This window comes from Desulfobacula sp. (assembly GCF_021107415.1).
Window position 1 is genome coordinate 1 of the sequence record NZ_JAIOSW010000223.1, and the last position, 24835, is coordinate 24835.

Sequence of the window (24835 nt, forward strand, 5' to 3'; positions counted from 1 at the left end):
CCTGACCGACCAGTATAATAATAATCAAAATCTGGCAAAGGGGTCTTCTTATGATATGTATCCCTAAGAGACTCATTTTCCTGCAGGTGTCCATATTTCCCCATAGATCCATGTTTCCCCGCGCATGAAAAAAGGGGTAACAACAGAATTAGAATAATACACACTACAGTAAAAGTCTTTTTGGTAATCATTCTAAACATCCCTATACTTATTGGTTTACTTTTCTCTAATGCTTGTGCTCAGGATAATAGCTTAACAGAGCATCAATCCTTGCCTTTAGGGCCTTTGCATCTTTCACATCAGCATTTTGTTTGGCTTTCATTGCTGCAATAATCACCGTATGGTGCTTTCTTAAACGCTCAGTATAGTCTTTTTGGCTCGGTTTAACCCGTTGTGTTAAAAAATAATCACTGATTGTAGAAATGATTCTTTGGGCATATCTTTCCTTATTCATCACCCAACGAACCAATTGATTCTGAGATTGCGCATCCAACTTACCGGCCAACTCATTAATCAACCTGACCGACTTTTCTATTGTAGCAACATCTTCAAGCATTGATTGGACTCGTGCATAGTCATCATAAATCCCACATGGAATCTGGCAGTGGGCATATGCTGGTTGAGATAAAACCAGGCCATATCCAGCTACAGTAAAAATGATTAATAATATTACATTTATATACTTTTTCATCATCGGTTCCCCCTTTGTTTGTTTTGCCATATGATTATCTTCCAACTTCAGTCTCACCTTTTCGAAGATAAGCCTCACGCTCAATAGAGTAAAATTGAAGCAGACCTTCCCCTTTTGCTACAGAATCATAAAGGTCGACATCTTTTTCATGTTTCATTCCAATTTTTTCCATGACACTGCGGGATGATAGGTTCTCCTTATCAGTCACAGCATGTACACAGAAAATTTCCAATCTGATAAAAATCCAATCCAGGCATGCAATTGAAACTTCAGTGGCCAACCCTTTACCCCACATGGATTTCCCCATAGCATAAACAAGTTCCGGTCCTGCCCCCTCAATTTGTTCGGGAATAAACCCACAGTACCCTATAAAATTTCCCAATGTTCCCAGTTCAGTATCTCTAATACAAACAGCCCAAACACCAAATCCAAACTCATCCCAAGGCTTGATAAAGTCTGTAATATATCCTAAAGCAATTTCTCGTTGCCCCTCTGGAGTTGAAACCTCATCAGAATATGGCAACCAGTACATAACATCCATATCTGACATTATCGTATCGACCATTGCATCTTGATCGAAACGTGACAAGGGCCTTAATATTAATCGTTTTGTCTTTAAAGTTGGAATCATAAAAACCTGTAAATATTTACACATTTAACGGCGGATATCACCAGAAATAAGCGGAATTATCAACCATGTAATTAGCAGCGATGTGGTAGGGTAATCAATGGTGGTCTTTGAAAAACTGCACTGCTTGTTTGCCGGTGAATATCTTTGTTATCTTTTTTTATACGATGATTCTGCTTGTTATAATCTAATCTCGTTAAAGTCTGAAATTGTCTGAACAGCTAAACTTAAATCATTATTAATGTTGAATTCATGTTGAAATGCAATGACATCACAACCAGCCCGGTTGGCAGCTACTATACCTGCGTTAGAGTCTTCAAAAATCAATACTTCTGAGTTAGATAAAGAAAAATGCTTCAATGCTAAAATAAATGCTTCAGGATCTGGTTTGTGTTTCTTTACGTGTTCTCTGGTGATTACAAGATTAAAAAAATTGGATAGTTCAAGTTGGGAGAGAATTTGATTTACCATCCAAGTCGCTCCTGAACTTACAACAGCGGTTTTTTTATTTCTGGCTTTTAATTTGATTAGCAAATTTTTTGCACTGAGATTTAAACTGAGATTATCACTTAATAATTTTTGATAAATCTTCTGAAACTCAGAATTAAATTCATTTAAGCCTGGTGCAATTTGGGCAGCTTTAAAAAAATGATTAGTAACAATGGTCCAGCTTTCTCCCATTACAGCTTTATAAGTGTTAATATCAGCATCAGCTTGCCCACCAAATTTCATACAAGTTTTTGACAAGGCCATAGCTTTAAATTTTTCAGAATTAACTAATGTTCCATCCATATCAAAAAGGTAAGCAGAATAAGTTTTCATGTCAGCATCTTGATTAGAACGCAAAAATCACTGGTTGCAGTGGTTTCCCAGCAACCTTGTTTATGTTTATAATTATGTTAAACCAAAACTTTTTAAAGCGGCTCATTCCCCTGCAATCTAATGAATCGCCATGTTCGGTTACGCTGTCACTGAATCATACACTTGTATGGTTGGGTATTTCAGTTTGAGGAAAATAGACTTTAACTTCTTTTTCAATCTTTTTTCCTATCTTGTTTCGAGCAATTTTCATATTGTATCGTACTTGCAGGTTAAGCCAAAATTCTGGCTCTATTCCAAAATATTTACCAAGCCTCAATGCAGTATCAGCAGTAATTTCTCTTTTACCATGCACAACTTGGCTAACACGATTTGCAGGTACGCAGATATCTTTTGATAATTGATTTTGAGTGATATTCATTGGCTTAAGAAATTCTTCTAAAAGAATATCACCCGGTGTGATTGGAGATAATATTTTTGTCATAATTTCACCCCTTATGGTAATCAACAATTTCTACCGCATTAACACTTTCTTCTTTCCAGATAAAACAAATGCGCCACTGATTATTGATTCTGATGCTATGTTGACCTTTTCTATTTCCTTTTAATTGTTCAAGCCTGTTTCCTGGCGGAACTCGTAAACTGTTTAATGATACAGCAGCATTTAACATCTCAAGTTTTATTCGTGCTGTCCTAGAAATACTTCTAAATTTTTTTACATCTAAATCATTAAAAAGCTTTTCTGTATCTTTGCATTTAAAAGCCTGTATCATATTTCTATAATATGACAAGTTACGTCAATCGTCAAGTTCTTCTGGTTAAATTAATTGTTTTAAGAAATAATCTCACTAAAAGTGATGCCTATAAACTGGAATACTGAATTAAAAGATTACCTGTAGGTAAGAAAATAACAGCTTCGAAAAATAAGGATGCTAAACAATGACAGCTTTTAAAATTCCATAGGATCCATTATCACCAGAAGGTCTCAGTGGAGTAACTGAAGATTTTGTAACCAGAGGTGACATTGCTAATAATCATGTTAAAACTGGCACTTTCCCACCTTGGTCAAAGTCTTGTAAAGGATTTGCTTACTGCGCTGCTGGTTGTACATCAGGTGTGATAACTTCGACATCAGTCCATCCTTTATGATCTTTATCTCCGGCTTCACCTTTGTTTGTCATAGGATTCAAGACAGTAGTTGAGGTAACTTCACCCTGACTAGGACTTTGCATAATTTGAGGTTCAGCTGCCTGAGTTTGCTGCACTGCTGGCTGCTTCTGGATAGTTTGTTTGTTCTGCAAGTTCATATAACTTTCATCCTGTGCCATAGCTGAATATGATGGTAAAATAAACAGCAAGGAAGCTAAAAATAATACTATATAGGTAAAAAAACCTATCTTATTATTCTCTGCTTTATGGTTATGACTTTTTTTCATAATATCCCCCTTCATTCTTTTGATCACACATTCATTCTTACAATTTAATTATCTTGTTGTCAAACAACGCTTGAGCTAAGGGGCCGGACAGATAAACAATCCCTACCTCGAAGCTATATATTTTTAGTTTAAATATCCTTGTTTAAAAACGCCGCCGTTTGCCCGGTCCCGCTTAATTTGCAACTAATTGTTGACTTTTAGCCTAAAGGTAGCGAGTTGTTAGAATTCGCCCTTCAATATTAGTATATCCCTATAACTCCGTGAGTGAATTTATTTGGAGCCCATACTTTTTATTGACTTGTTTTGTAAAAGATTTAATTTCTTGCTTGTCTTCACTATTTTCAAAAACAATTTTCCTTTTATCATTATTAGTCTCGACACTAAAATAATATCTTTTCTGAAAGAAACGTATAAAAAACCAACAACCTAATAGTATTAACGGAGCGGCCATACAAAATATTTTAAAAGAATATACTGAATCATAGGATTCTCCACTTGTTACAATAGTATAAAGTGGCCATAAACCAAGACCAAAACCAATTCCCCAAAGCACAAGACACACAAACAGGTGTCCTATTGGACGTTCTATAGGATTCCCATACAGTAGTGAAATCCTTATTATTTGATTAATCGGGATTTTGATCTTTTCAATTTTTCCGTCATACTCTGAAATACATTCATCAGATATTCCAACTGTTGAGTATTTGATTTGGTTATTTGGGTCTTCTTTAGTCATGTGTCCGCTTGGCTGTTGTTGTGTTCTTACGCATTATCCCATCTTGAAATTTATTCAGGCTGAGAAAGCTTCTGTTTAACTCTCCGTGATATCCTTTGTCAGCATAGACTTTCTTTATTCGATTTGAAGTCCTTAAAGAAAATATAGTGCAATATTGAAAATACTTGGTATCATGTACTGATGCAGGGCTTAATTCTGTTTTAAGAATAAAACCGTTTATATCAACTGAGGCATGTTCTTTTAGACCGTAGTAAGCTTTGTTATTTTTAATTGCCCAATCAGATTCCTGTATTTGACATCTTTTGGAGCTGATATTTTTAAAATTGAGTTGAGGGATTACAGGTGTTCTATACTCAAATTCAGACATATTTCAATTTTCCCAGTCTATTTTAGCAATAATTATGCTTCACACCCAACGTCTATTTTTTTCCAAATAGCTTCGTACCCGGCATCAGGAGGAACACAATATGTTACAAAACCGGACAATTCATTTGTTCCTAACAATATTATTGACAATTACTGGTATTATAGTAAAATGTTATTAATTGAACCTCATAATGATTATTCATTGATCACTTTATCATTCAAAGTTGAGATTGACTAAATTTCTATTTCCCCTGGCACTTATTCCTGTTCAACATGCACGACAGTTGCTCTGCTAGTTTTTTGTTTGGACTAACACATTAAAATGATGTGTTTTATTGAAAAATAAAAAAAATAGACCAAGGCATCAATATGGCACAGCATAAAACAAAACGATCAGCCAAAGAAATTTTCAAAAAAAAAGTGGGTCAAATCAGGACTCTGGAAAAGTTTGACTATTTGTTAGTTTCTGCTATCGCTATATCATGGGCTCTTTTTCAGCTTTCTCTTGCTGGATTTTTCATCCTGAACTCTACCTATGAGAGGGCAATCCATCTTGCGTTTGCATTCTCACTGCTCTTTCTCACCTTTCCCTGCATTAAAAGACCTATGAAAAAATTATCATATTTATCCGTCACCACCCATATCCCGATCATGGACTATATTATAGCTATTTTAGCCTCTCTTTCGGCACTCTATCTTGCCTTTGATTATGAGGGGATTGGTATACGGCTGGGGACACCTCTTTTAAGGGATTTGATTATCGGAGTTTTGCTCGTAATACTGCTCCTTGAAGCTGCCCGAAGGGTCATTGGACCTGCCCTGTCAATCATTGCCATTGTTTTTACAACTTATGCTTTTTTAGGACCATATATGCCTGACTTTATGGCATTTAAAGGGGTTTCGCTGACAAGGTACCTTTGCAATATAACCCTTTCCACTGAAGGGATTTACGGAATACCCCTGGGAGTTTCTTCATCCATTGTATATCTTTTTGTTCTTTTGGGTGCTTTGTTAGACAAGGCAGGTGCAGGACAATTTTTTACAAATTTAGCTCTCTCTTTTCTCGGCCGATACAAGGGGGGAGCTGCCAAGGCCGCTGTTGCTGCCAGCGGTGCCACCGGACTTATTTCAGGGTCAAGTATTGCCAATATTGTTACCACAGGACCATTTACCATACCTTTGATGAAAAAAATCGGCTATCCTGCGAAAAAGGCAGCTGCAATTGAGGTCGCTTCAAGCACGGATGGCCAGATCATGCCACCGATTATGGGGGCTGCGGCGTTTATAATAGCAGAATATGTTAATGTGCCGTATCTGGAGGTTGTTAAGGCTGCAGCAATACCTGCGTTTGTTTCATATTTCGGATTATTCTGTATTACCCATCTTGAAGCTTCCAAGCTTGGGATAAAGGGTCTTGCTCCCAGGGATATTCCCAATTTCCTGAAAACCTTAAAAAATGGACTGCATTATCTTATCCCTATTGGAGTCCTTCTCTACGAGCTGATTTACAAAAGACACACGCCAATGCTTGCAGCTTATAAAGCTATTAATTTAATTTTTCTTGTCATTTTTTACCAGGAAATCATACGGTCTTTCAAAGAAAAGACAAGTATCATTGGGGCCATAAAAAGCAGTTTTGAAATAATATTCAAAGGCCTGGCCCAGGGTTCAAAAAATATGATATCAGTAGCGCTTGCCTGCGCAGCCGCCGGAATAATCGTGGGTGTTGTAAACATGGGAATCGGTGGGATGATTGCAGATGTCGTTGAGTATCTTTCCCGGGGAAATCTTTTTCTATTGCTTTTAATAACAGCCATGGCAAGTCTGTTAATCGGAATGGGGCTGCCGACGACGGCTACCTATATTGTAATGGCGTCTTTAACCGCACCCATTATAGTAAACGTCGGGGGGAGCTACGGTTATGCCATACCCATAATGGCGGCACACCTTTTCTGTTTTTATTTTGGTATTCTTGCTGATGATACACCCCCTGTCGGACTGGCCGCATATGCTGCATCCGCCATCGCAGGATCAGAACCTATCCCCACAGGTATTCAAGGATTTTTATATGATATCAGAACTTCGGTAATTGCATTCATGTTTGTTGTAAATCCGGACCTGATACTCCATAATATCAATTCATGGCCCCATGCCCTGTTAATATTTTCCATGGCCCTGGTTGGGATGTCCTGTTTTGAATGCTTTGCCCAAAACTTTTTTCTTATCAGGATAAAATGGTATGAAATGCCGTTTTTCCTCTTGGCTGCGTTTATTTTGTTTCATCCAGGTGCCATCGCCTCACTATTAAATATTGATCAATCCTATAAATATTATCTTTTCCCCTTGGGATTTATTTTTTACGGCACGGCTTTTGTTTCTCAAAAATTGAGGATGAGAGCAAACAACAATTGCCCGTAGAAAGGCTTTTCAACTCCGTAATTTGATTAAAAACGATTAATCTGTTTAACGGGTTAATGAATGTTTGTTTTTAAATGTTTAAATCCATTTTACTCTATTATTCAAGGTCACGAACTGCCAGAACTCTGTATGCTTTATATTTTGAAATTCTGTCAGTGTATGAGTATCCCCGGTGAAAATTAAAAAGCCGGGCTGAAATGAATTTCATTTCAGATGCCCAGACCCATCCACAGGTCAGTTCAATCACAGAGACAATTTTCACTTTCTGACCACAGTCTGTCTCATACCCTTGTGTATTCCGATCAGAAAGTGTCTTGAGCTCATCAATGGAGGGTAAACGCCAGTTGTCATAGCTGATTGAAAGTGTGTAGGGAAACGTGTATTTAACCCATTTCTGAGCCTGTCTCCAGTTGATATCACCCTGATTGTCCGTTTTGGCCCACATGACATTTAAAAGCGTATCAGTCACTGTGCCATCAGCATTATCAACAAACCGTTCCTGAGCATGGACCAGACCGGATGCCGTAAAAATGAATAATAAAAAAACTAGAAAAAAAATGGATACTGCTGCAAATTTATTCATAAATTTATCCTATTACAATGATATGAATGAAAATAAAATCAACAATATACCTTAAAATAAACTTAAGCGATTATAAGGTTTGCGTCAATAAAAAAAACGATTTACCCCTATAATTATTTAGCATTATCAGCATTAAAACATATTTTAATCCAATTTGGTATTTATTTCAGATTGATTTTACCCCTTTTTTGATGATAGTTTCCCTTTCATGAACACAACAACACAGCTCATCTCACTTCACGGGGGTCACAGCGGCCAGTATTGCAACCATGCCAAGGATTTACTTGAAGATATTATCCTGAGATATATAGCGCTTGGGTTTAAAAAAGTCGGGATCACCGAACATATCCCGCCGCTCAACGACCAGTTTCTATATCCTGATGAAAAAAAGCTTAATCTTACGGCTGATGATCTTAATAAAAGGTTTAAAGATTACTTTAGACAGCTCAATGCATTGAAAAAAAAATATGACTCTAAAATAAAAATATTCACCGGGATGGAAACAGAAACCTATGCGGGCTGTGTTGATCATATTAAAAAACTGATTTCAAGGTTTCACCCGGATTACATTGTGGGCTCTGTCCACCATATTGATGATATCTGTTTTGATTATTCCAAAGAAGAATATGACAGAATTGCTTATGTCTGCGGTTCGTATGACATCATGTATGAAAAATATTTTGATCTCCAATATGAAATGATAAAAGCGCTTAAACCATTTGTTGTGGGACATTTTGACCTGATCAGGATCTATGATGAGAATTATAAAAAAAGGCTTTTGGTCCCTGAAATCGATCAAAAAGTCAAAAGGAATCTTGCGCTTATCAAATCCTTGAACCTTGTTATGGATTTTAATCTGCGGCCCCTTGCAAGGGGTGAAAAAGAGCCCTATATCACAACCTCAATTCTTAAAACCGCAAAAGGAATGGGGATACGTGTAGTTCCCGGAGATGATTCCCACGGCGTCAATGAAGCCGGCTGCCATGTTGACAAGGCAATTGAAATATTAAAAGCACTTGGATTTGAGACTCAATGGCCTGATCCAATGCTTTTAACTTAAGGTCTAAAAAAAACAATAGAAAGACGATAGAGATGAAACCTGAAAACCTTGTAATCATTCTTGTTAAACCCCAGGGACCGATTAATATCGGTTCTGTCTGCAGGACCATGATGAATTTCGGATTCAGACAGCTTCGACTGGTAAATCCCACAAAACATTATAAATCTCTTTTGGCAAAAAAAATGGCCTTAAGCGCATTCACACTTCTTGAAAATGCATTGATCTTTGATGATCTTCAATCAGCCCTTTCAGATATACAGATCGCCTTTGGCACCACCCGGAGGTTTGGCAAATACCGGAACAATTTTTTCACGCCGTCAAGTGCAGCCGAAAAATTCCGGGAAACATATCAGGAAGTAAGTTGTGCTCTGGTATTGGGCCCTGAGGACACAGGGCTTGAAACAAAGGATCTTGATCTTTGCCAGCATTTTATTACGATCCCAACCCATGATGCATACCCCTCCATGAACCTTAGCCATGCCCTGGCTGTGCTGTTATATGAAGTCTCTTTAAAATCTGATCCAGAGAAAGAATTTACCGCCCCCTCACCTAAAAAGCTTGCCGTGGGGGATGAGATTGAACACATGTTTGCCCATATGAAAAAAAGTCTTTTAAATATTGATTTTCTTGACAAACAAAACCCGGACCACCTGTTAAGAGCGTTCAGGCGGATCTTTGGCGCGGCAGGGCTCACATCCAGAGATGTCCTCATCATCCGGGGGATGATGAGCAGGATCGACTGGACAGAAAACCAAAGGAGGAAATATACAGATGTTCACCATGGATGATCTTCTTGAAATAGCCATAAAAATGGAAGAAAAAACATATTGAAACACTCGGCACAATGATGACGTCTTTTACAGATGACTCCATTTAAATCAGAAGCGATTAACAAAAATAGTTTTTAATCTCTAATTGCCCGGAATGGGAAAACCTAGCTTTTTAACAAAAACGTCCTGAAAATCCTGGTTACAGGCAAGATCCACAACAATAACCTTATTTGCCATCTGTATCGCTTTATCAAGAAAGGCAGTATCACACAGGGTCATAATGGCTCCGGCTCCGGCTGAGTTCCCTGCAACTTCTACCTGGCTCAGATCCATGGCCGGGATCATTCCCAGGGCCATCATATCCTTTTTATCAAGAAATGATCCAAAGGCTCCGGCAATGATAATTTTTTCAGGTTTTTCAAGTCCTGCTTCCTTTAGAAGGAATTCAATCCCGGTAATCAATGCCCCTTTACCCAGCTGGACAGAACGGATATCCTTCTGGCTGATAAAAATCGCAGAGCCATCCTGAGAAAAATTCTCCGGAACGATAATATATTGCTTACTCTTATTTTGAAAGGCACCGCCAGGGTCTATGATCTTGTGTTGACAAAACTGGGTCACAGCACTGATAACACCGGTTCCACAAATTCCCGACGGCTTTAATCCAAAAGAATTTGACGGGTTGATAATGGTATATTCGGATAAATCTTCCACGCTTTTTATTTGGACCTTATTGATGGCGCCAGGAATGGCCTGCATCCCGCAGGACAAGGTTGCACCTTCAAATGCCGGGCCGGTAGCACAGGAAGTAGCAAAAAATTGGTCTTTCCCTTTCAGCATCAGTTCCCCGTTGGTACCCAGATCCACAAGCAGGGTTCCTACAGGTTGATTTTCAAGGTCAACCGCCAGGGTTGCACTAAGGATATCTCCTCCAATAAAACCGGATACCTGGGGCAGCAGCTGAATTGAAAAACCTTTTATTTTAAACCCCAGATCACTGGACTGGATATTTTTTGCTTCATAAAAAGCCGGCTGGTAAGGAGAGACTCCAATGGGTTTTGGATCGACACCTGCAAATATATGGATCATGGTTGGATTACCCACTGTCACCATTTGAGAAATCATCTCCTCTTTAAATTCAAGCGATGCTAAAAGTTCTTTGATCCCCCATTCTATTGCCCTGACAACCAGTTTTTGTAAATGTCCAAGATTTTCCTCTTCCTGGCCAATGGCACTAATCCGACTCATGATATCATCCCCATACAGGGCCTGGGGATTTTTTACGGCCAATGATGAGAGCACCTTGCCTTTAGTTGTGTTGCAAAGGTATACGGCAATGGTTGTTGTACCAAGATCTACGGCAATGCCATAACCATCTTTACCGTCCACAGTCTTGAACCTGTCTTTGAATGCGACAGGAAGAGATACTGCAGCTTTAGTAATAATATGGGATGACAGCATGGAGATTTCAGGTATCTCAATTGAAATATCTTCTGAAATTATGAGTTTACAGGCTTTTTTAAATTCAATATCACCGTTTTCTGCAACAACCTTGACCTTGCATTTTTTACAGACACCTTTGCCGCCGCAGTCAGATCTTAAAAAAATGCTTTTATCCATGAGTGATTCCATCAGACTTCTTCCGGATTTTGCTTCAATCTGCCTGCCATGGGGCAAAAGGTGAATATGGCATTTCTTATTTGACATTTAGATTCCTTAATCTACTATTTAATTGTGCTTCATGGCCATGGTCATATGATGCTTATAGACTTAAACGTATTCCATTTAAATATGACAGGTTTTTTCCCCACTTGCCAATTGAAGTATCGCCTTGAGATATCATCAACAATCTTTCAAGGCCAAACCCAATCCCCACCCATGTATCTGTAATACCCCATGCTGCATCAAGGGGATGCGGTCCCATGGCTCCGGAAGCGACTTCAATGTTTGCAGGACCCGCCACAACATCCAGAGTGGTTCCATAGACAGTGGACTCTTCATTCTCAAATCTAAAATCATTCAGCCCTGCTGTCTTTGCTATAATGGCTGCCAGTTCTTTTAGCCTGTCATGCCGTTTTTCTTTGGCAAGCCCCATCTCCACAAGATTCAGCATGGTAAATTCACTGTTATGCCTGGAACCGTCAGACTCTTTACGAAAGCAGGAACCGATTTCAAAAAATCGGATTGGCCGATGATTCAGCCGATTGAAATCAACCATTAAACTGTAAAGGTTGGGTGCCAGCATGGGCCTTAGACATTGTTTTTCGTTTATCCAGTACACCTGTCTGGAAAGGGGGTGATCTTCATCAATCGTCATCTTTGCCAAAGCAGACTTTGATATAATAATAGGTGTGGCAACCCTGACAAAACCCTGCTGATTCAGCACACAGGTCAGATCATCAGCCAGAGTCTCTATTTTAGTCTTTCCTGCCTTTGTGAGTAATTCTTTTAACCTTGCTTTCTCTTTTTTAACCTGTTTTTTTTCAATCTGCTGGAATAATTTGTTCCGTTCAACAGGCGTGGAAAAATCAGCGCGAAGATTTTCCAGGTCTACTCCCAGTTCTTTAAGTCTCCTGACCTGGGTCGGGGTCCATGTTAAATCATTCAAGACAGTCTCCTATCGGGTTTTGCTCAGTCGGTATTCACGAGGGCTGACCTTGTATCGCTTTTTAAAAACCCGGCTGAAGTGAGCCCCATCATTAAACCCCCATGCCAAAGCCGTTTCGGTAATATTCTTATGGGGGCCGGTCACCACCAAATCACGGCGGCACCTTTCCAAACGGCGCTCCAGAATCCATCGGGAGATGGTTCGGTCTTCGTTTGAAAACAAAAGGTGCAGATAGCGTATGGAAATATTGAATCGCTCCGCCAGGGTCTGTGGTCCTAACTCCAAGTCATCCAGGTTGCTTTCAATATGGTTTTTGATTCTATCAATGAATTCCGCCCGGGCAGTCTCTCCAGCTTGGGCCTGCTGACTGCCAAGGCTGGTGGCGATAAGCTCCAAAGTGGTCTCAGCAGCGGGGTGGGCTTGAAGATGGTTGATATGGGAAGCCTGAGAACACAAGGCAGTGATATGGGAGGCAGCCACAGCTCCCAGCCCGTGCCGCCAGTCCATGGCTTTGCCTATAAGGCGGTGGGCCTGCGGCAGAGCGTCATGCATCCGGTTTTGCGGTACCAGAACAGTAATTTTGTGCACTGGTGAGTGCAGCTTGAAATGTATAGGTTCAGTAGAGTCCCATAACAGAATATTGCCCGGTCCCAGAAGTGCTGTCCGTGATCCTGTCGCCACCTCTTCTTTTCCTTTGTATATTAGCAAAAGACCATAATAAGCCAGCCTGCCAGCCGCGATCTCCCGGCTTTTGCGGTACCCGCTGCAGGGCTGGCACATGCAGCGTACCACTTGCAGATCGGATAATTTGCTAACCTGGAGGTTAGCCGAAAAGCCTGTCTTTTGATTCTTTTGCAAGGTCCAGCTAAGATGTGAGTCGTTCAGCGCCGCTTGCCAGGCATCGAAGCGTTCCCTGGGACGAAAGTCACTGGTGGACCAGTTTTGGCAAAAAAGATCGTTAGGGTGGGACATTAGTGGCTGGATTCTTTGGCTGTCGGATTGGGTGCCAGTCCGTCCTGTGCACTTTTTGTCAAGTTTTTCTGCACGGTCAAACAAGATTATTTCCTTTAATTATCATATCTTACTAAATACGTTGCCCCTGTACTCAATGTCAAGGGCTTTTTCGGCCAAGCAAAGGAGAGCGCCATGCAAGGCCAACATCCCCAAACGGGATTTATGGGAAATAACAAAGGAGCAAGACAATGGCAAACAAATTAAAGGAACCGACAAGCATTCTGGGCGTTGGATGCACTCGGTTTGGTAATTTATTGGAAACGCCGGAAATAAAGGGACTCAGCCTGCAGGAACTGGCCGCGGAGGCTGCCTGTGAGGCCTTGGCCGATGCCGGTCTGGGACCACAGGATGTAGACGCGGTCTTCGTAGGCAATGTGACCATGCAGACCTCACAGATGCCGGCTACCTACAGCCAGCTCACCAACTGGCTGGGCACCAAATTTAAAGCCGGCGTGCATTTCGATGCCGCCTGCTCCACAACCAACGTGGGAGTCTCCATAGCCGCCATGGGCATCGCCTCCGGAGCTTACGACAAGGTTTTGGTGGTAGGTCTGGAGTCGACCCAAAGTCAGCCCAAGAAATTGAGTCCGTTTGAAAGGGACATCATACCCACAGAGGAGATGTGGCTTTGGACCGACCATTGCGTCAACCAGGCATATAGCGTGCCCCAGGGCTATGACATCTTCCCAACCTACAATGGTTTCAATGCCCTGGCCTACTGCCGCAAACATGGCATAAGCCTTGATGAGTTGGAACGAGGACTCTTTGAGCTGTGCCGCACCCGCCGCCTGCACGGCTCCATGAATCCCAAAGCCATTCGCCAGCAGACCCTGGAAGATGAGGCCAAACAGCTGGGTTTCGATGATCCGTGGGAATTCTGGACTTCCCGGTACAACCCACACGTTGCCTGGCCTTCGCGGCTCTACAGCGTGGTGACCCCGGCCGATGGTGCCTCGGCAATCGTGATGGGCAGGCCCGAAGAATCTGTGGCCGGTGCTTCCAAACCGGTGGCGCTCAAGGGCTTCGGCATCAGCGTAATGGACCTTCCCTGGTATACCGATGACCCCACTGTAATGCCCATTGATCAGCAGTCCTTTCAGAAGGCTTACGAGATGTCCGGCATCAGTTCCAATGATATCGACTATCTGCATACCCACGACTGCTCCCACATAATGAGCATCTGCGTGGCCGAACTGGCTGGATACCTGCCCCAAGGCCAGGGCCTTAAATATGCCGAGGAGGGCCGCCTGCGTTTTGATAGCGACAAACCCATGAGTACTCACGGCGGTCGTCATGCCTTTGGCCACGCCTGGGCTGCCAGCGCCGGTTCAGACACCTACGAGGCTGTTAAGCAGATACGGGGGCAAGCCGGTCCCAGGCAAATCCAGAACCCGCCCAGGACTGCGGTAGTCCATACACACGGATACGCTATGATCAGCACCGTTCTGGTGTTGGAAGGAGGTAAATAGAAATGACTGATTCAATTATCAAACTCTATTACGATGCACTTGGCAAGGGCAAACTTTTGGGCAAAAAATGCGACCAGTGTGGAGAGGTAACTTTTCCCCCCACCACTGCATGTGATTCATGTGGCAGCTTTGAGCAGGACTGGGTTGAACTCTCCGGCAGGGGCAAGCTGCTTTATATTTCCCATGGCATGGCCCCGCCGCCCAATCCCCGTTTTAACGACCTTGCACCTTACGCATATGGTCACATCAAACTCGAAGAGGATGTGTACCTGCAGGCAATCATTACCGGGGTGTCCATCGACCCTGTGACCCTTAAGGAATTTTTCGAGGCAGACCCGGTGGATGTGGTTCCGGATATTTTAGAGGTAGATGGCTTGAACATCCTGGCCTTTAAACAGGCATAAGGAGAACACCATGGATAACACAACACGAGTGGTGCGTGAAATTATCGCTAAAATAGTCAAACAGGAACCGGCAGATATGAGTCCTGAATTAAGGCTGGCAGAGGATTTGGGCATGAAATCAGTGCGCCGTATCGAACTGGCCGCTCTGCTGGAAGACCAACTGGGCGTACAGATTGACAACTTTGAGATACGCAGACCCAAAACCATCGCCGATGTACTGGAAATGGTCTGCGCCAGGCAGTGAGTATCGGTTGCAAGAGCAAGGGAGACAAATATGAATGTAATGGAATATCTGGCCGTCAAGGCTAAAAAATCACCTGCTGCCATCGTTTTTCCAGAGGGTGAAAACCCCGTAATTCAAGAGGCCTCCCGCAAACTGGCAGGACAGGGCCTGGCCCGGCCCATCCTGCTGGGCAATCGCAAAGTCATGCAAAAGGGAACAAAGGCGCAATCCAACGGCCGACTCCCCCGGGAGATCATCGATCCTTCCTCTTCGCCCGAACTAGAGCGATATATAGAGCAATACTGCCAGGAGCGTGATATGCCACGGACCGTGGGTAAAAAGATTGTAACTCAGCCACTTTGCTTTGCGGCTATGATGGTAAAAAACGGGGATGCCGGTGGAATGGTGGCCGGCATCGCTCATCCTACCGAGGATGTAATAATGGCCAGTGAGCTGATGATCGGATTTCAGCCCGGTATAAGCCTGGCTTCCAGCTTTCTCCTCATGGAGGTGCCGGGCTTTGGGGGAGGAGAAGATGGCCGAATCATTTTTGCGGACCCTGCTGTCAATCCTGATCCTGATCCGGAACAATTAGCGGATATTGCCATAAGCACTGCCCATAGCGCCCGGGATCTCCTTGGATGGGAACCCCGTGTGGCTCTGCTCTCCTTTTCCACTCAAGGCAGCGCCAGCCATGCCATGGTGGATAAAGTGGTCAAAGCCACAAATTTAGCGCGTCAAAAGGCTCCGGATCTTCTTATCGATGGTGAGATGCAGGCTGACACCGCGCTGTTTGAATCCGTGGCCTTAAAAAAAATGGATTCTGAAAGCCTGGTGGCCGGCCGGGCCAATGTGTTGATTTTTCCTGATCTGAACTCGGGGAATATCAGCGCCAAGCTGGTTCAGCGCCTATCGGGTGCTGCCAGTTTCGGGCCTGTGCTGCAAGGGTTTGCCAGGCCGGTCAGCGATCTGTCCCGCGGAGCTACTGCAGAGGACGTGGTTGGAGCAAGCCTGATGGTAGCGGTAAAAGCTATGTCATGAAGATACTGGTCATCAACTGCGGCAGTTCCTCCATCAAGTACCGCGTATTTCTGGCCAACGGGCTTGAGGAACCGCAATCCCTGGCTGGAGAAACAATCAGCTGCCTGGGCAGCCCCGATGCCGTGCTGGAGTACCAAAGTCCGAAGCATAAATTTAGCACCGTGCTAAATCGGCCCGATCATCGACAGGGACTTAAGGCCATAATGAATATGCTCACCAACAGCAAATACGGCTTTCACGGCACGTCCTGCTGCTATGTGGCCTCTCGGGCAGCCGAGTTGGCCGGGCAAAAACTTTCCCAAACCAAATTGGTGATATGCCATATAGGCAATGGCGTGACTGTAGCCGCTGTACAGAACGGCCGTTCAGTGGATACCAGCATGGGCATGACCCCTTTGGAAGGAGCCATGATGGGTACCCGCTGCGGAAATTTGGACCCTGGTGTGATGCTGTATCTGCAAAGAAAGTGGGATCAACCTGGTGGCCTTCGCGGGAGGCATAGGGGAGAACTCGCCTTTAATCAGGAAGATGATCCTGAAGGGCATGGGGTTTCTGGGGTTAGACTTAGACTTGACTCGCAATGAGGGGACCGGGGCCCAAGACTGCCTCCTCAGCAGTAAAGCTTCCAACGTGGATGTGGTCCTGGTGCACACCAATGAAGAGTTGATGATCGCCCGGGAAGCGCTGGCCCTCTGGCAGAAAGGTATCCCGGCCGGACAAACCCGGGCAGGAGGGAATAAATGAAAGGCTGCCACCGGGTGCTGTTGAGCATTTCTTACGAGACTGACTTGGCAATGGCAATGGCTATTGCCGATGTCACTGTTGGGTTGGGGTCCATGTTAAATCATTCAATATAGTCTCTCAGTTTCTTCTCTTATAAAAGAAGAAAAATTGCCATGGCAGCAACACCCAGTTCCAGTTTATCATATATAAGACGATCTTTCAGGATTTTGCAACCATTGTTAGAAATCCCCAAAGGTACGCCCGGAGCTGCAACAAGCAGCAGTGGTTGCGTATGATCAGATATCAGTTCGTCCGGGATTGTGTCTGCAGACGGTGTGGCTTCTATAATATACCGATAACTTGAAAGAGCAATATTTACATCCTCTTCAATGACTATTTTATTACCACCCGGATACAGGCAAAGCCTCTCTTTCAACAACCTGGCGGCTGGAAGATAAATATCACATAAAGCCACCTGCGCCCCTGAAGATAAAAGAGTTCGGGCGGCTGATTCTCCAACCGGGCCGCATCCTAAAACCAGAACTTCCCGGTCTTTAATTTCTTTGGCCATAAGATCCAGTGCTGCGGCAAAAACCCTGCCGGTTGCCTCGGAATTATCTGCCACAGATCGGGTTTTTAAATTTATTCCCACGAACCTGTGGTCATCGGCCATCATGATGGCATCTGCCTTGTTTTCAAAGGCCAGTGCAACACCGGATGTGTCAGGTTTATCAGATACCAGAGCATTGAATCCTAAAAACTGAAGTATGGCCGTAACGGTTTCACTAAAATCTGTAATAATGCCCTGGCCGGCTGTAACCGGCACTACATGAATGGAAAAAGATTTAATCCTGTGCTTTATCCGGATTTCATCTTTACCATAGGCATGACAGGCAATGCCCAGAAGTGTCCGCCCTGTTTTGATCAAAAGTTCCCGGTTATATGTCTGCAGTCGAGATGAAATATTGCTGATATCACTGGTTTTTAAACGGGTCAATGGATCTGCTCCTTAATCTGTTCATAGCAGTTTTGTCTTCTGGCTGTCACATCTTCATAAGTATTACCGAAAAATATCAGGGTGGCCACCCATTGTTTTTTTCCCGGGGCATAACTTGTAATGGCTTCATTGGCACCAAAAAAATCGGGTTGCAGTGTTAACGGACCATCCTGGATCATGATGTGTTCTCCACAGACTTCTAAATCAGCCCCGCAAACGTGGAGATGCTCAACAATAATAAAACGCTCACATTTTTGTTCAAAGCCTGCACTGTTTTTATTTAAAAACAGATTACCAACCATCTCAACCATGTTGATTCTGGTTGACCAGTAAACAGCCATTGGTGTCTGGCTAGGAAGCCTGGCGTCAATTTCAAGTAATTTGAGTTCATTATTATTGAGTACTACTTCAACATCCATGATTCCCGTAAGATGAATCTTTTCTGCAATGGCAAGAGCCGTTTCCTTAAACCTGCCTGTTTGATGAGGCGGCAGTTGCGTGGGAGCTGTGACCCTTTTGCAGTCATATGCTTTGTCCATACTAAGGTCAGTGACCTGAAGGGCCTGGTATTTTCCAGGGCTTCCCACAACTTCAATGGAAAAGGATGGGCCTTCCAAATATTGCTGTATAACCATATCATCCAACTTCTGCCAATTTGAAAATTGGTTTGAAAACCTGGAAAAGAGTGCTTTTGCATCTTTAAACACTTCTACACCCTGACTGCCGCTTGCCCGATCCGGTTTGACCACAACAGGAAAGCTGCAACCCGGCCAGGACTTTGGTGCAGAAAGATTCATTCTTCTGAAAAGAGCATTGGATTTTAGCTTGGAGCTTGAGATCCCGTAGGCATCCAGATCAAAAGCCAGGGGAATATTTTTCATCGTAGCCCAGGTCTTTACCGCAGTCAACACCTCAATATCCTCGATTGCCGGAAGGATAATATCCACTTTAGGACAGTCTGCCGGCACCGGGTGCTCAAGACTGAACTCAAATGCCAGGAACCAATCACATAATCCAATTGCGGGTGCATCAGGATTCTTGTCAATGACAAGGGTTTTCCAACCCGCCTTTTGAGCCAGATAAACCGCTTCAACTCCCTGGAGTTTGCCTCCGATAACCGCAATCATCATGTTCTTTTCTTTTTCTCTGCAGAGGACCTGCTTGAGGATCTGGTCAATGCGTTCTGTCTGTTTTCTATCCATACCTGGTATTCTTTTGGCATGGCCGGTGCAAGCCCGCAGGTTTTCAGAATGGGTATAATATGGTCCAGGGTCCTTCGGGAATCTTCAATATCAAGACAATGGTTGGCAACCCCTGCAAGGCCTTTTTGGGGAGGAACAATAGATGTCACCACATTGGCACCTGCCTCCAATCTTGCTTTTAAGCCGTCAAGCCCGCCAACATCCAATGAAGCCGGAATAAGCCGATCCGGCAGGACAAGACGCATGACAGCGATGACGATTTGTTCCTTTAAATTATCCTGGGGCATGATTTTGGCCATGGGAGTACCTGCCTGGGGAACAAATGTCATTACTCTGGCCTGGTCCACAGGAAAGCCTCTCATCCATATAATGGAGTCGGCCAGATCATCTATAGTTTCTCCCACACCTGTGAGAATGCCTTCTTCAATGAGCATCCCAAGGCGTTTGGCCCGTTCTTTTTTGGCCAGTCTTTTTTTAAAATCCTGACCCTGGCGCAGGTATTTATAAAGGACTGGATTGTGTGTCTCCTGGTAACAGGCATACCAGGTGACCTGCGCCTCTGCAATCTCTACAAGGATTTTTTCCGGCAGGGTACCCGGAGAAATCATTACGGGAAGTTTTGTCTCTTCCCGGACACTCTTGATCATGCCGACGAATGATTTGAATCCTGGTTTACCTGAAGAATACAGTTCCGGGTCCTCACCCATGGTCAGATCAATGAGATGCACCCCGGCATCAGCCATTTCCCCGGCTGCAATCAGGATCTCTTTTTTTGTTTTTCGATATCGGGGAAGCATTGTATTAGATCTTCTGTACTGGCAGAACCTGCAGTCATTTCGACAGTGCGTGGAAAAATACAAAAATCCATATAGAAAAATCTTGTTTCCAAAAAATTTGAGCCTGACATTTCTGGCTGTCGTAAAAAGCAGGCTGATGTCGGAAGGATCTGAAAGCCCGAGAAGATATTTTATTTCGTTTTTCTCTACAGGATGACCCTTTTGCAAACGATTTAAAATCCGGGGTAAATTAAAATCTGACATTTTTATTTTTTTCTGGTTGTTTGCTCTACAGGCTTTTGATTTTTTATCAACATGGATCCCTGGTTCCGCTTAAATAATGTCGAAGAATACTTTTCAAGTTTCCAATCCGGAACCCGGCATTCCGGACACACCCGGACAAACCATTTATTTCTCAACCATCTTCCGGCCCGGCTGTTCAAAGAATTATTAATGATAAATTCCTTGCTGCAATGGGTTGTAAGCCTGGCCGTATCGCCCATGATTTCTATTGAACGAATCCCGTGAAGCTGTCCTGTTCGGGATGGCCACAGCTTTATCTTATCGATCAAATTGAAAATCCGTACTCTTTTTCGATAATATCGTTTTTTAACGGTCTTTTTTTGTTTTTCTTGTGATACCATTCATCATTCAATTTGAATTATTTCAAATGGCGGAGAGCCCGGGAGTCGCACCCGGCTGCATGGATTTAGAGTCCATGTGATCCCGTCCGATCCACCCTCCATTGAAAATCCTTTAATTTCCATAAGAATTTTATCCATTTTTTCCATTACCCCTTCCGGCAAAAATACAGGTACATGGTTCTTCATTATAAAACAAGCTTTTTCTGCAGCACTCTCACTGATAGATTTTCCACCTGTATCCTTCTCCCAGGCAGCCCTTGATTTTCTGTTAAACAAATCGTTTGAAGTTTTTTTCGAAGTTCTCGTACATGCTCCATGATCTGGCCGTGCATTAAAAAAGCAGCGTTATGAATACAAGTCTTTTCTATCCAATTCTTTCTTAACGGCAACTCCTATCTTTTCCATTGTATAAGGTTTTTTTATGTATTTTCCTGCACCAAGTCTTTGAGCTTCCTTGACCCGGTTTGTCTCAGAAAATCCACTTGCGATTATTGCTTTCTGGCCGGGATGTAATTCAAGTATCTTTTTATATGTCTCAAGCCCATCAATCCCAGGGTTCATTATCATATCCAATATCAAAAGATCCGCTGAATTATCCTTCATGTAATCAACCGCTTCTTCACCGCTTGAAACTGATGTAGCAGAGTAACCCAACTTCTTTAGTATCCGTGATGCAATTTCACGCTGTTCTTTTACATCATCCACTACCAAAATTGTCTCTTTCCTTCCCATGTATTCTTCCATGGGCAAGGTTTTCTCTTTTCCTGTTATTTCCTTTCTGGATACGGGAAAATAAAGGGTAAATATTGTTCCTTTTCCTTCAGTGCTTTTAACATCAATATATCCCTTATGATCTTTTACCGTTCCCCACACCACAGCCATGCCGAGTCCTGTTCCGCTTCTTCCCATCACCTTCTTCGTATAAAAAGGCTCAAATATTCTTTCTAAATCCTCTGATGAAATACCTATCCCAGAATCTGATACTGAAAGGATAATATAATCCCCTTCTTTTATATCATCATAACCTCTTATTGGTTTATCAATATATTTACTTTGCGTTGATATGAAGATATTTCCGCCTTCAGGCATTGCCTCTACTGCATTATTAACCAGATTCATTACAGTTTTCGACAGGTGTACAGATGAGCCCATAATATTTAGTAAGTTCATCTCAGAATCGCTTTCAATTTTAGCGTCAGGATGAAATTCTTTTAGCTTTTTATACTCTGGAGAATTAAGATAGCTATTCACAATTTGATTTAAGTTTATAACTTCAGTAGTAACAACCCCTCTTCTTGCAAGTGTCAGCAAGTCTTGTACGATAGCAGCAGCTTTCTGTCCCGATTCCTGGATTGTTAAAAGAGGTTTTCTAAGGGGACTCTCTTCGGGAATATCCAACAATAACAAATCTGGATAACTTACTATACCACTCAAAACGTTGTTGAGGTCATGAGCTACACCACCTGCTAAAGTGCCAATGGCCTCCATTTTCTGAGCACGCTGAAGTTGGGCTTCGAGTTTTTTCCTTTTTTCTTCTGCAAGCATTGACTTGGTGATATCTTGGGCGATTGAGAGCAGCCTTTGCTGATCATCTATTGTAATCAATGCACCGTAATACAGGCAGTGAATCGCCTGTTTGTTTCTTTTCAAAAATGTGAAATCCATCCCGCTTACGTACCCTGATGTCCCCAGTGCTTTCTTCAGTCGCTTTCTATCTTCCTGTGAAATCCAGCCTAACTCGATGGCAGTTTTTCCGATTGCCTCCTTTCTGGTGAAACCGGATACTTCAGAAAATTTGTCATTGACATCAAGGTAAGTGCCAGTTTTTATATCACTGATGGTTAGCAGCAGAGGGGAATTATGAAATGCCTTTGAGAATTTGTCCTCGCTTGAGCGTAGTGCCTGCTCCGCCGTATGGCGGTCTGAAACTTCCTGTTTGAGCTCTTGAAGGGTTTTTTTCAGATCCTCATTTTTTATTATTATTTCCTGGGTTCTATCTTTCACCTTTTCCTCAAGCGTTTGGGTATATTCCTTTTCCAACGCCTTGGCTTCTCGCAAAGTATCAACCATACTATTTAATAATTGGGCAAGAGAACCCATTTCATCTTTTGTATGTATATCGACATGAGTTGTTAGGTCTCCTTCTTTAACACGCAAAGCCCACTTAGAAAGCTTACCTAAGGGCCTGATAAAATTTATAATAGAGAGTATTACTACAACAATTATCGAGACTATCAAAAACAAGATCGTTATCAGAGTAAACTTGTGAGTCATTTTCTCAACGGTTAATTCCAGTGTGTTGCGAGTTTCTAGAACAGAAGCAAAAATAATAGACTCCGCTACTACAGTTCCTATACGCCATCCGGTTGAAGGCATGAAATGAGATGAAATTATATATGGGTTTCCATTTAGAACAACCCGGGAAACCTGGTATTTTTTCTCAATCATACTTTTGCCTACCTTTCTGATTTCCACGTTGGAAGAGTCCAGCAGACTATATTTTAGTACAACCGTGGCATCCACTAGTTTGTCCTGGTCTGTTTTGATTTCAAACATATCCAGACATTCCTGTGAGAAGGCAATGAGCCTGCCTTGCTTATCAATAAGAAATGAAAACTGACTTTGTACCTTGTAACATGATGGTATCTCCCCAAGGATGTCGTTCATAATGACATCCAGAGTAACGTCAACCCCGGCTGCACCGAGATATTGTCCTTGTTTACTGTAAACTGGGGTGCTCGCAGTTGTCAATAACCCATTGCCGACACTGTCCAGATAGATATTCGACCATACGGTCTTACGTTCAGGGTTATTTTCCGGTTTTGTAATTACATACCAGTTTGCATTTCTTATATCAAATTTTGTTGTTGGAGGAAGCTTTTCCACACCATGAATGTTGGGATAGTAACGGACAATACCGGGCTCGGTGACGACATAACAGGCCACGCTTTCGGGATTTTCCTCTTTAGCGGCTTCAAGGAGAGAATCAATGTGGGAAAGTGTATTGATTTGCTCATTGATTTCTGGTGTCATGGTAGGGGAACCCCAATATAATACCATTGTTCTTGCGGAACGATTATTTGAAAATATTTCATTATGAGAATGGATGACCAGCTTCTCGTCAGGTTTGAAAGGTTTTTTTTCAAATAAGGCCATATTTTCCAGGAAAAAAGCAGCCTGTTTCGCTATCAAAGTTGAAGAAGAAGCGAACTTTTGAAAAGTACTTTCATATCGCAGGGCCTGCTCATGTGCAATACGAGCCAGAAAAGCGTTTGCTTTATCCCTGATGTTTGCCTCATTTATAGAGAACGAGAATTCTCCAAATTCAGCGACCTGTTTTGTCGCAATAAAAATCAGAGAAATCATTGATAACATCAACACAAGTGAAAAAGTTATCAACAATTTCGCCCCTATTTTAGAAGGGATCCATTTAACCATAATAATCTCCTAAATGAGCGAGTAAAAATAACATATACAATTTAAACAAAAATACAAAAAGCTGATATTTCGGCAAATTCAATAAAATTCAGCACACCAGATAGAGATTTATAAAACAAAAAAAAATGATCGAGTGTTAAACTATATGGGAAAAGCAAAACTAAATGGATAAATTCTCCATTATTTTTTATACATCGAATTTAATGGGTATCCCTTAAATCTCGACCAGTCAGAAAGTTGAGTTGCATTAGCCATAAACCTCACCAAACTTAACAACCCAAACAGTATTCATGAAAAATAAGTTTGATCACCAGCGCAGAATACTTGCCATAGTCTGCACTCTCCCCAAACCGTAAAATTACTAGAACACTTCTGGTATTCCGGTCAATTCAATTAAAATAACATTACAGCAAATTGCAACCCATTGCAAATACAATTCAGACTCCATTTTCTTCTTTTTAAAAAAGAAAATATTCAGTGTCAAAGGAGTATTAGATTAATTTTTACAACAGATTTCTAGCGTTTAATGATGTATAATCAACCAGGAGTCAAATCCGATAATTTAGCGAGGGTTTCTTTCACCAGTCCGGGTTTTTTAAAAAACTCAGGGGTACCAGATATTGTATAGACAGATTTTTAAGTTTCAGATTAGAACCGATTAAACCTATGACCGCAAATGACGGTTGGATTTTATCAACCATCTGATTTTTTATCTATTAATTCAATTTGTTCCCATTTGCAAAGTATATGTTTTGGCTTTTGAACAAGAAAATATTTAGATTTTCAAAG

Annotated in this window: 27 protein-coding genes; 9 read left to right on the plus strand and 18 right to left on the minus strand. The window is 42.3% G+C overall.

Annotated features, from left to right (window positions below; genetic code table 11):
- Positions 1-226: 226 nt before the first annotated feature.
- From K8S13_RS12030 to K8S13_RS12065, 8 genes are all read right to left on the minus strand, one after another.
- On the minus strand, positions 227-736 hold the full coding sequence (locus tag K8S13_RS12030) for a superoxide dismutase, Ni (protein ID WP_291462802.1): 510 nt from the start codon (positions 734-736) through the stop codon (positions 227-229).
- The gene (locus K8S13_RS12035; protein WP_291462803.1) at positions 726-1346 is read right to left on the minus strand and encodes a GNAT family N-acetyltransferase; all 621 of its coding nucleotides are present in this window, start codon (positions 1344-1346) and stop codon (positions 726-728) included. Before K8S13_RS12035 ends, K8S13_RS12030 begins: the two co-directional genes overlap by 11 nt.
- A gap of 153 nt (positions 1347-1499) precedes the next feature.
- Positions 1500-2141, minus strand: coding sequence for an HAD family phosphatase (locus tag K8S13_RS12040; RefSeq protein ID WP_291462804.1), 642 nt, complete (start codon positions 2139-2141; stop codon positions 1500-1502).
- A gap of 154 nt (positions 2142-2295) precedes the next feature.
- Positions 2296-2622 (minus strand): HigA family addiction module antitoxin, encoded by a 327-nt coding sequence (locus tag K8S13_RS12045; RefSeq protein ID WP_291462806.1) that lies wholly within the window; start codon positions 2620-2622, stop codon positions 2296-2298.
- Between the two features lie 4 nt (positions 2623-2626).
- Positions 2627-2911: a type II toxin-antitoxin system RelE/ParE family toxin gene (locus tag K8S13_RS12050; protein WP_291462808.1), complete on the minus strand. Its 285-nt coding sequence runs from the start codon at positions 2909-2911 to the stop codon at positions 2627-2629.
- A gap of 315 nt (positions 2912-3226) precedes the next feature.
- Positions 3227-3574 (minus strand): hypothetical protein, encoded by a 348-nt coding sequence (locus tag K8S13_RS12055; RefSeq protein WP_291462810.1) that lies wholly within the window; start codon positions 3572-3574, stop codon positions 3227-3229.
- A 250-nt stretch (positions 3575-3824) separates the two neighbouring features.
- Positions 3825-4310 (minus strand): hypothetical protein, encoded by a 486-nt coding sequence (locus K8S13_RS12060; RefSeq protein WP_291462811.1) that lies wholly within the window; start codon positions 4308-4310, stop codon positions 3825-3827.
- Complete coding sequence (locus K8S13_RS12065; protein WP_291462812.1) at positions 4303-4677, minus strand: transposase; 375 nt, start codon at positions 4675-4677, stop codon at positions 4303-4305. The genes K8S13_RS12060 and K8S13_RS12065 overlap by 8 nt, the downstream gene beginning before the upstream one ends.
- A 368-nt stretch (positions 4678-5045) precedes the next feature.
- Between K8S13_RS12065 and K8S13_RS12070 the strand changes: the two genes are divergently transcribed.
- The gene (locus K8S13_RS12070) at positions 5046-7094 is read left to right on the plus strand and encodes a TRAP transporter permease (RefSeq protein ID WP_291462813.1); all 2049 of its coding nucleotides are present in this window, start codon (positions 5046-5048) and stop codon (positions 7092-7094) included.
- A 97-nt stretch (positions 7095-7191) separates the two neighbouring features.
- Here the strand turns inward: K8S13_RS12070 and K8S13_RS12075 are convergent, their stop codons facing one another.
- Complete coding sequence (locus K8S13_RS12075; protein WP_291462815.1) at positions 7192-7677, minus strand: DUF1566 domain-containing protein; 486 nt, start codon at positions 7675-7677, stop codon at positions 7192-7194.
- A gap of 208 nt (positions 7678-7885) precedes the next feature.
- Here K8S13_RS12075 and K8S13_RS12080 point away from each other — a divergent pair, with 208 nt between their 5' ends.
- Complete coding sequence (locus K8S13_RS12080; protein WP_291462817.1) at positions 7886-8737, plus strand: histidinol-phosphatase; 852 nt, start codon at positions 7886-7888, stop codon at positions 8735-8737.
- Between the two features lie 32 nt (positions 8738-8769).
- The gene (locus tag K8S13_RS12085; protein WP_291462818.1) at positions 8770-9525 is read left to right on the plus strand and encodes an RNA methyltransferase; all 756 of its coding nucleotides are present in this window, start codon (positions 8770-8772) and stop codon (positions 9523-9525) included.
- A 123-nt stretch (positions 9526-9648) separates the two neighbouring features.
- Here the strand turns inward: K8S13_RS12085 and K8S13_RS12090 are convergent, their stop codons facing one another.
- The 3 genes from K8S13_RS12090 to K8S13_RS12100 are packed head-to-tail and all read right to left on the minus strand — an operon-like array spanning position 9649 to position 13087.
- On the minus strand, positions 9649-11214 hold the full coding sequence (locus K8S13_RS12090; RefSeq protein WP_291462820.1) for an ASKHA domain-containing protein: 1566 nt from the start codon (positions 11212-11214) through the stop codon (positions 9649-9651).
- Between the two features lie 55 nt (positions 11215-11269).
- Positions 11270-12115: a pyrrolysine--tRNA(Pyl) ligase large subunit gene (pylSc, locus tag K8S13_RS12095; protein WP_291462822.1), complete on the minus strand. Its 846-nt coding sequence runs from the start codon at positions 12113-12115 to the stop codon at positions 11270-11272.
- A gap of 9 nt (positions 12116-12124) precedes the next feature.
- Positions 12125-13087 carry a helix-turn-helix domain-containing protein gene (locus K8S13_RS12100; RefSeq protein WP_291462845.1) on the minus strand — a complete coding sequence of 321 codons (963 nt, stop codon included), beginning with the start codon at positions 13085-13087 and terminating at the stop codon, positions 12125-12127.
- Positions 13088-13317: 230 nt separating this feature from the next.
- On the opposite strand from K8S13_RS12100, the gene K8S13_RS12105 reads away from it, so the two are divergent.
- The 6 genes from K8S13_RS12105 to K8S13_RS12130 are packed head-to-tail and all read left to right on the plus strand — an operon-like array spanning position 13318 to position 17010.
- Positions 13318-14598: a thiolase family protein gene (locus K8S13_RS12105; RefSeq protein ID WP_291462824.1), complete on the plus strand. Its 1281-nt coding sequence runs from the start codon at positions 13318-13320 to the stop codon at positions 14596-14598.
- Positions 14599-14600: 2 nt separating this feature from the next.
- On the plus strand, positions 14601-15002 hold the full coding sequence (locus K8S13_RS12110; protein ID WP_291462826.1) for a zinc ribbon domain-containing protein: 402 nt from the start codon (positions 14601-14603) through the stop codon (positions 15000-15002).
- A 10-nt stretch (positions 15003-15012) separates the two neighbouring features.
- Positions 15013-15246 carry an acyl carrier protein gene (locus tag K8S13_RS12115; RefSeq protein ID WP_291462828.1) on the plus strand — a complete coding sequence of 78 codons (234 nt, stop codon included), beginning with the start codon at positions 15013-15015 and terminating at the stop codon, positions 15244-15246.
- A 30-nt stretch (positions 15247-15276) separates the two neighbouring features.
- Positions 15277-16266, plus strand: a complete 990-nt coding sequence (locus K8S13_RS12120; protein WP_291462830.1) for a phosphate acyltransferase — start codon at positions 15277-15279, stop codon at positions 16264-16266.
- The gene (locus K8S13_RS12125; RefSeq protein WP_291462832.1) at positions 16263-16850 is read left to right on the plus strand and encodes a hypothetical protein; all 588 of its coding nucleotides are present in this window, start codon (positions 16263-16265) and stop codon (positions 16848-16850) included. Before K8S13_RS12120 ends, K8S13_RS12125 begins: the two co-directional genes overlap by 4 nt.
- A complete protein-coding gene (locus tag K8S13_RS12130) occupies positions 16747-17010 on the plus strand; it encodes a hypothetical protein (RefSeq protein WP_291462834.1) in 264 nt (87 codons plus the stop codon). Before K8S13_RS12125 ends, K8S13_RS12130 begins: the two co-directional genes overlap by 104 nt.
- A 130-nt stretch (positions 17011-17140) precedes the next feature.
- On the opposite strand, the gene pylD is transcribed toward K8S13_RS12130, so the two are convergent.
- From pylD to K8S13_RS12160, 6 genes are all read right to left on the minus strand, one after another.
- Positions 17141-17986 carry a 3-methylornithyl-N6-L-lysine dehydrogenase PylD gene (gene pylD / locus K8S13_RS12135; RefSeq protein ID WP_291462836.1) on the minus strand — a complete coding sequence of 282 codons (846 nt, stop codon included), beginning with the start codon at positions 17984-17986 and terminating at the stop codon, positions 17141-17143.
- Positions 17983-19188, minus strand: coding sequence for a 3-methylornithine--L-lysine ligase PylC (gene pylC, locus K8S13_RS12140; RefSeq protein WP_291462839.1), 1206 nt, complete (start codon positions 19186-19188; stop codon positions 17983-17985). The genes pylD and pylC overlap by 4 nt, the downstream gene beginning before the upstream one ends.
- On the minus strand, positions 19113-20228 hold the full coding sequence (pylB, locus tag K8S13_RS12145; RefSeq protein WP_291462840.1) for a methylornithine synthase PylB: 1116 nt from the start codon (positions 20226-20228) through the stop codon (positions 19113-19115). The genes pylC and pylB overlap by 76 nt, the downstream gene beginning before the upstream one ends.
- Before the next feature lie 2 nt (positions 20229-20230).
- Positions 20231-20608 carry a pyrrolysine--tRNA(Pyl) ligase small subunit gene (gene pylSn, locus K8S13_RS12150; RefSeq protein WP_291462842.1) on the minus strand — a complete coding sequence of 126 codons (378 nt, stop codon included), beginning with the start codon at positions 20606-20608 and terminating at the stop codon, positions 20231-20233.
- 3 nt (positions 20609-20611) lie between these two features.
- Entirely contained in the window at positions 20612-20884 is a 273-nt protein-coding gene (locus K8S13_RS12155) for a hypothetical protein (RefSeq protein ID WP_291462843.1), read from the minus strand.
- Between the two features lie 69 nt (positions 20885-20953).
- A complete protein-coding gene (locus K8S13_RS12160) occupies positions 20954-24046 on the minus strand; it encodes an ATP-binding protein (RefSeq protein ID WP_291462844.1) in 3093 nt (1030 codons plus the stop codon).
- Positions 24047-24835: the final 789 nt, after the last annotated feature.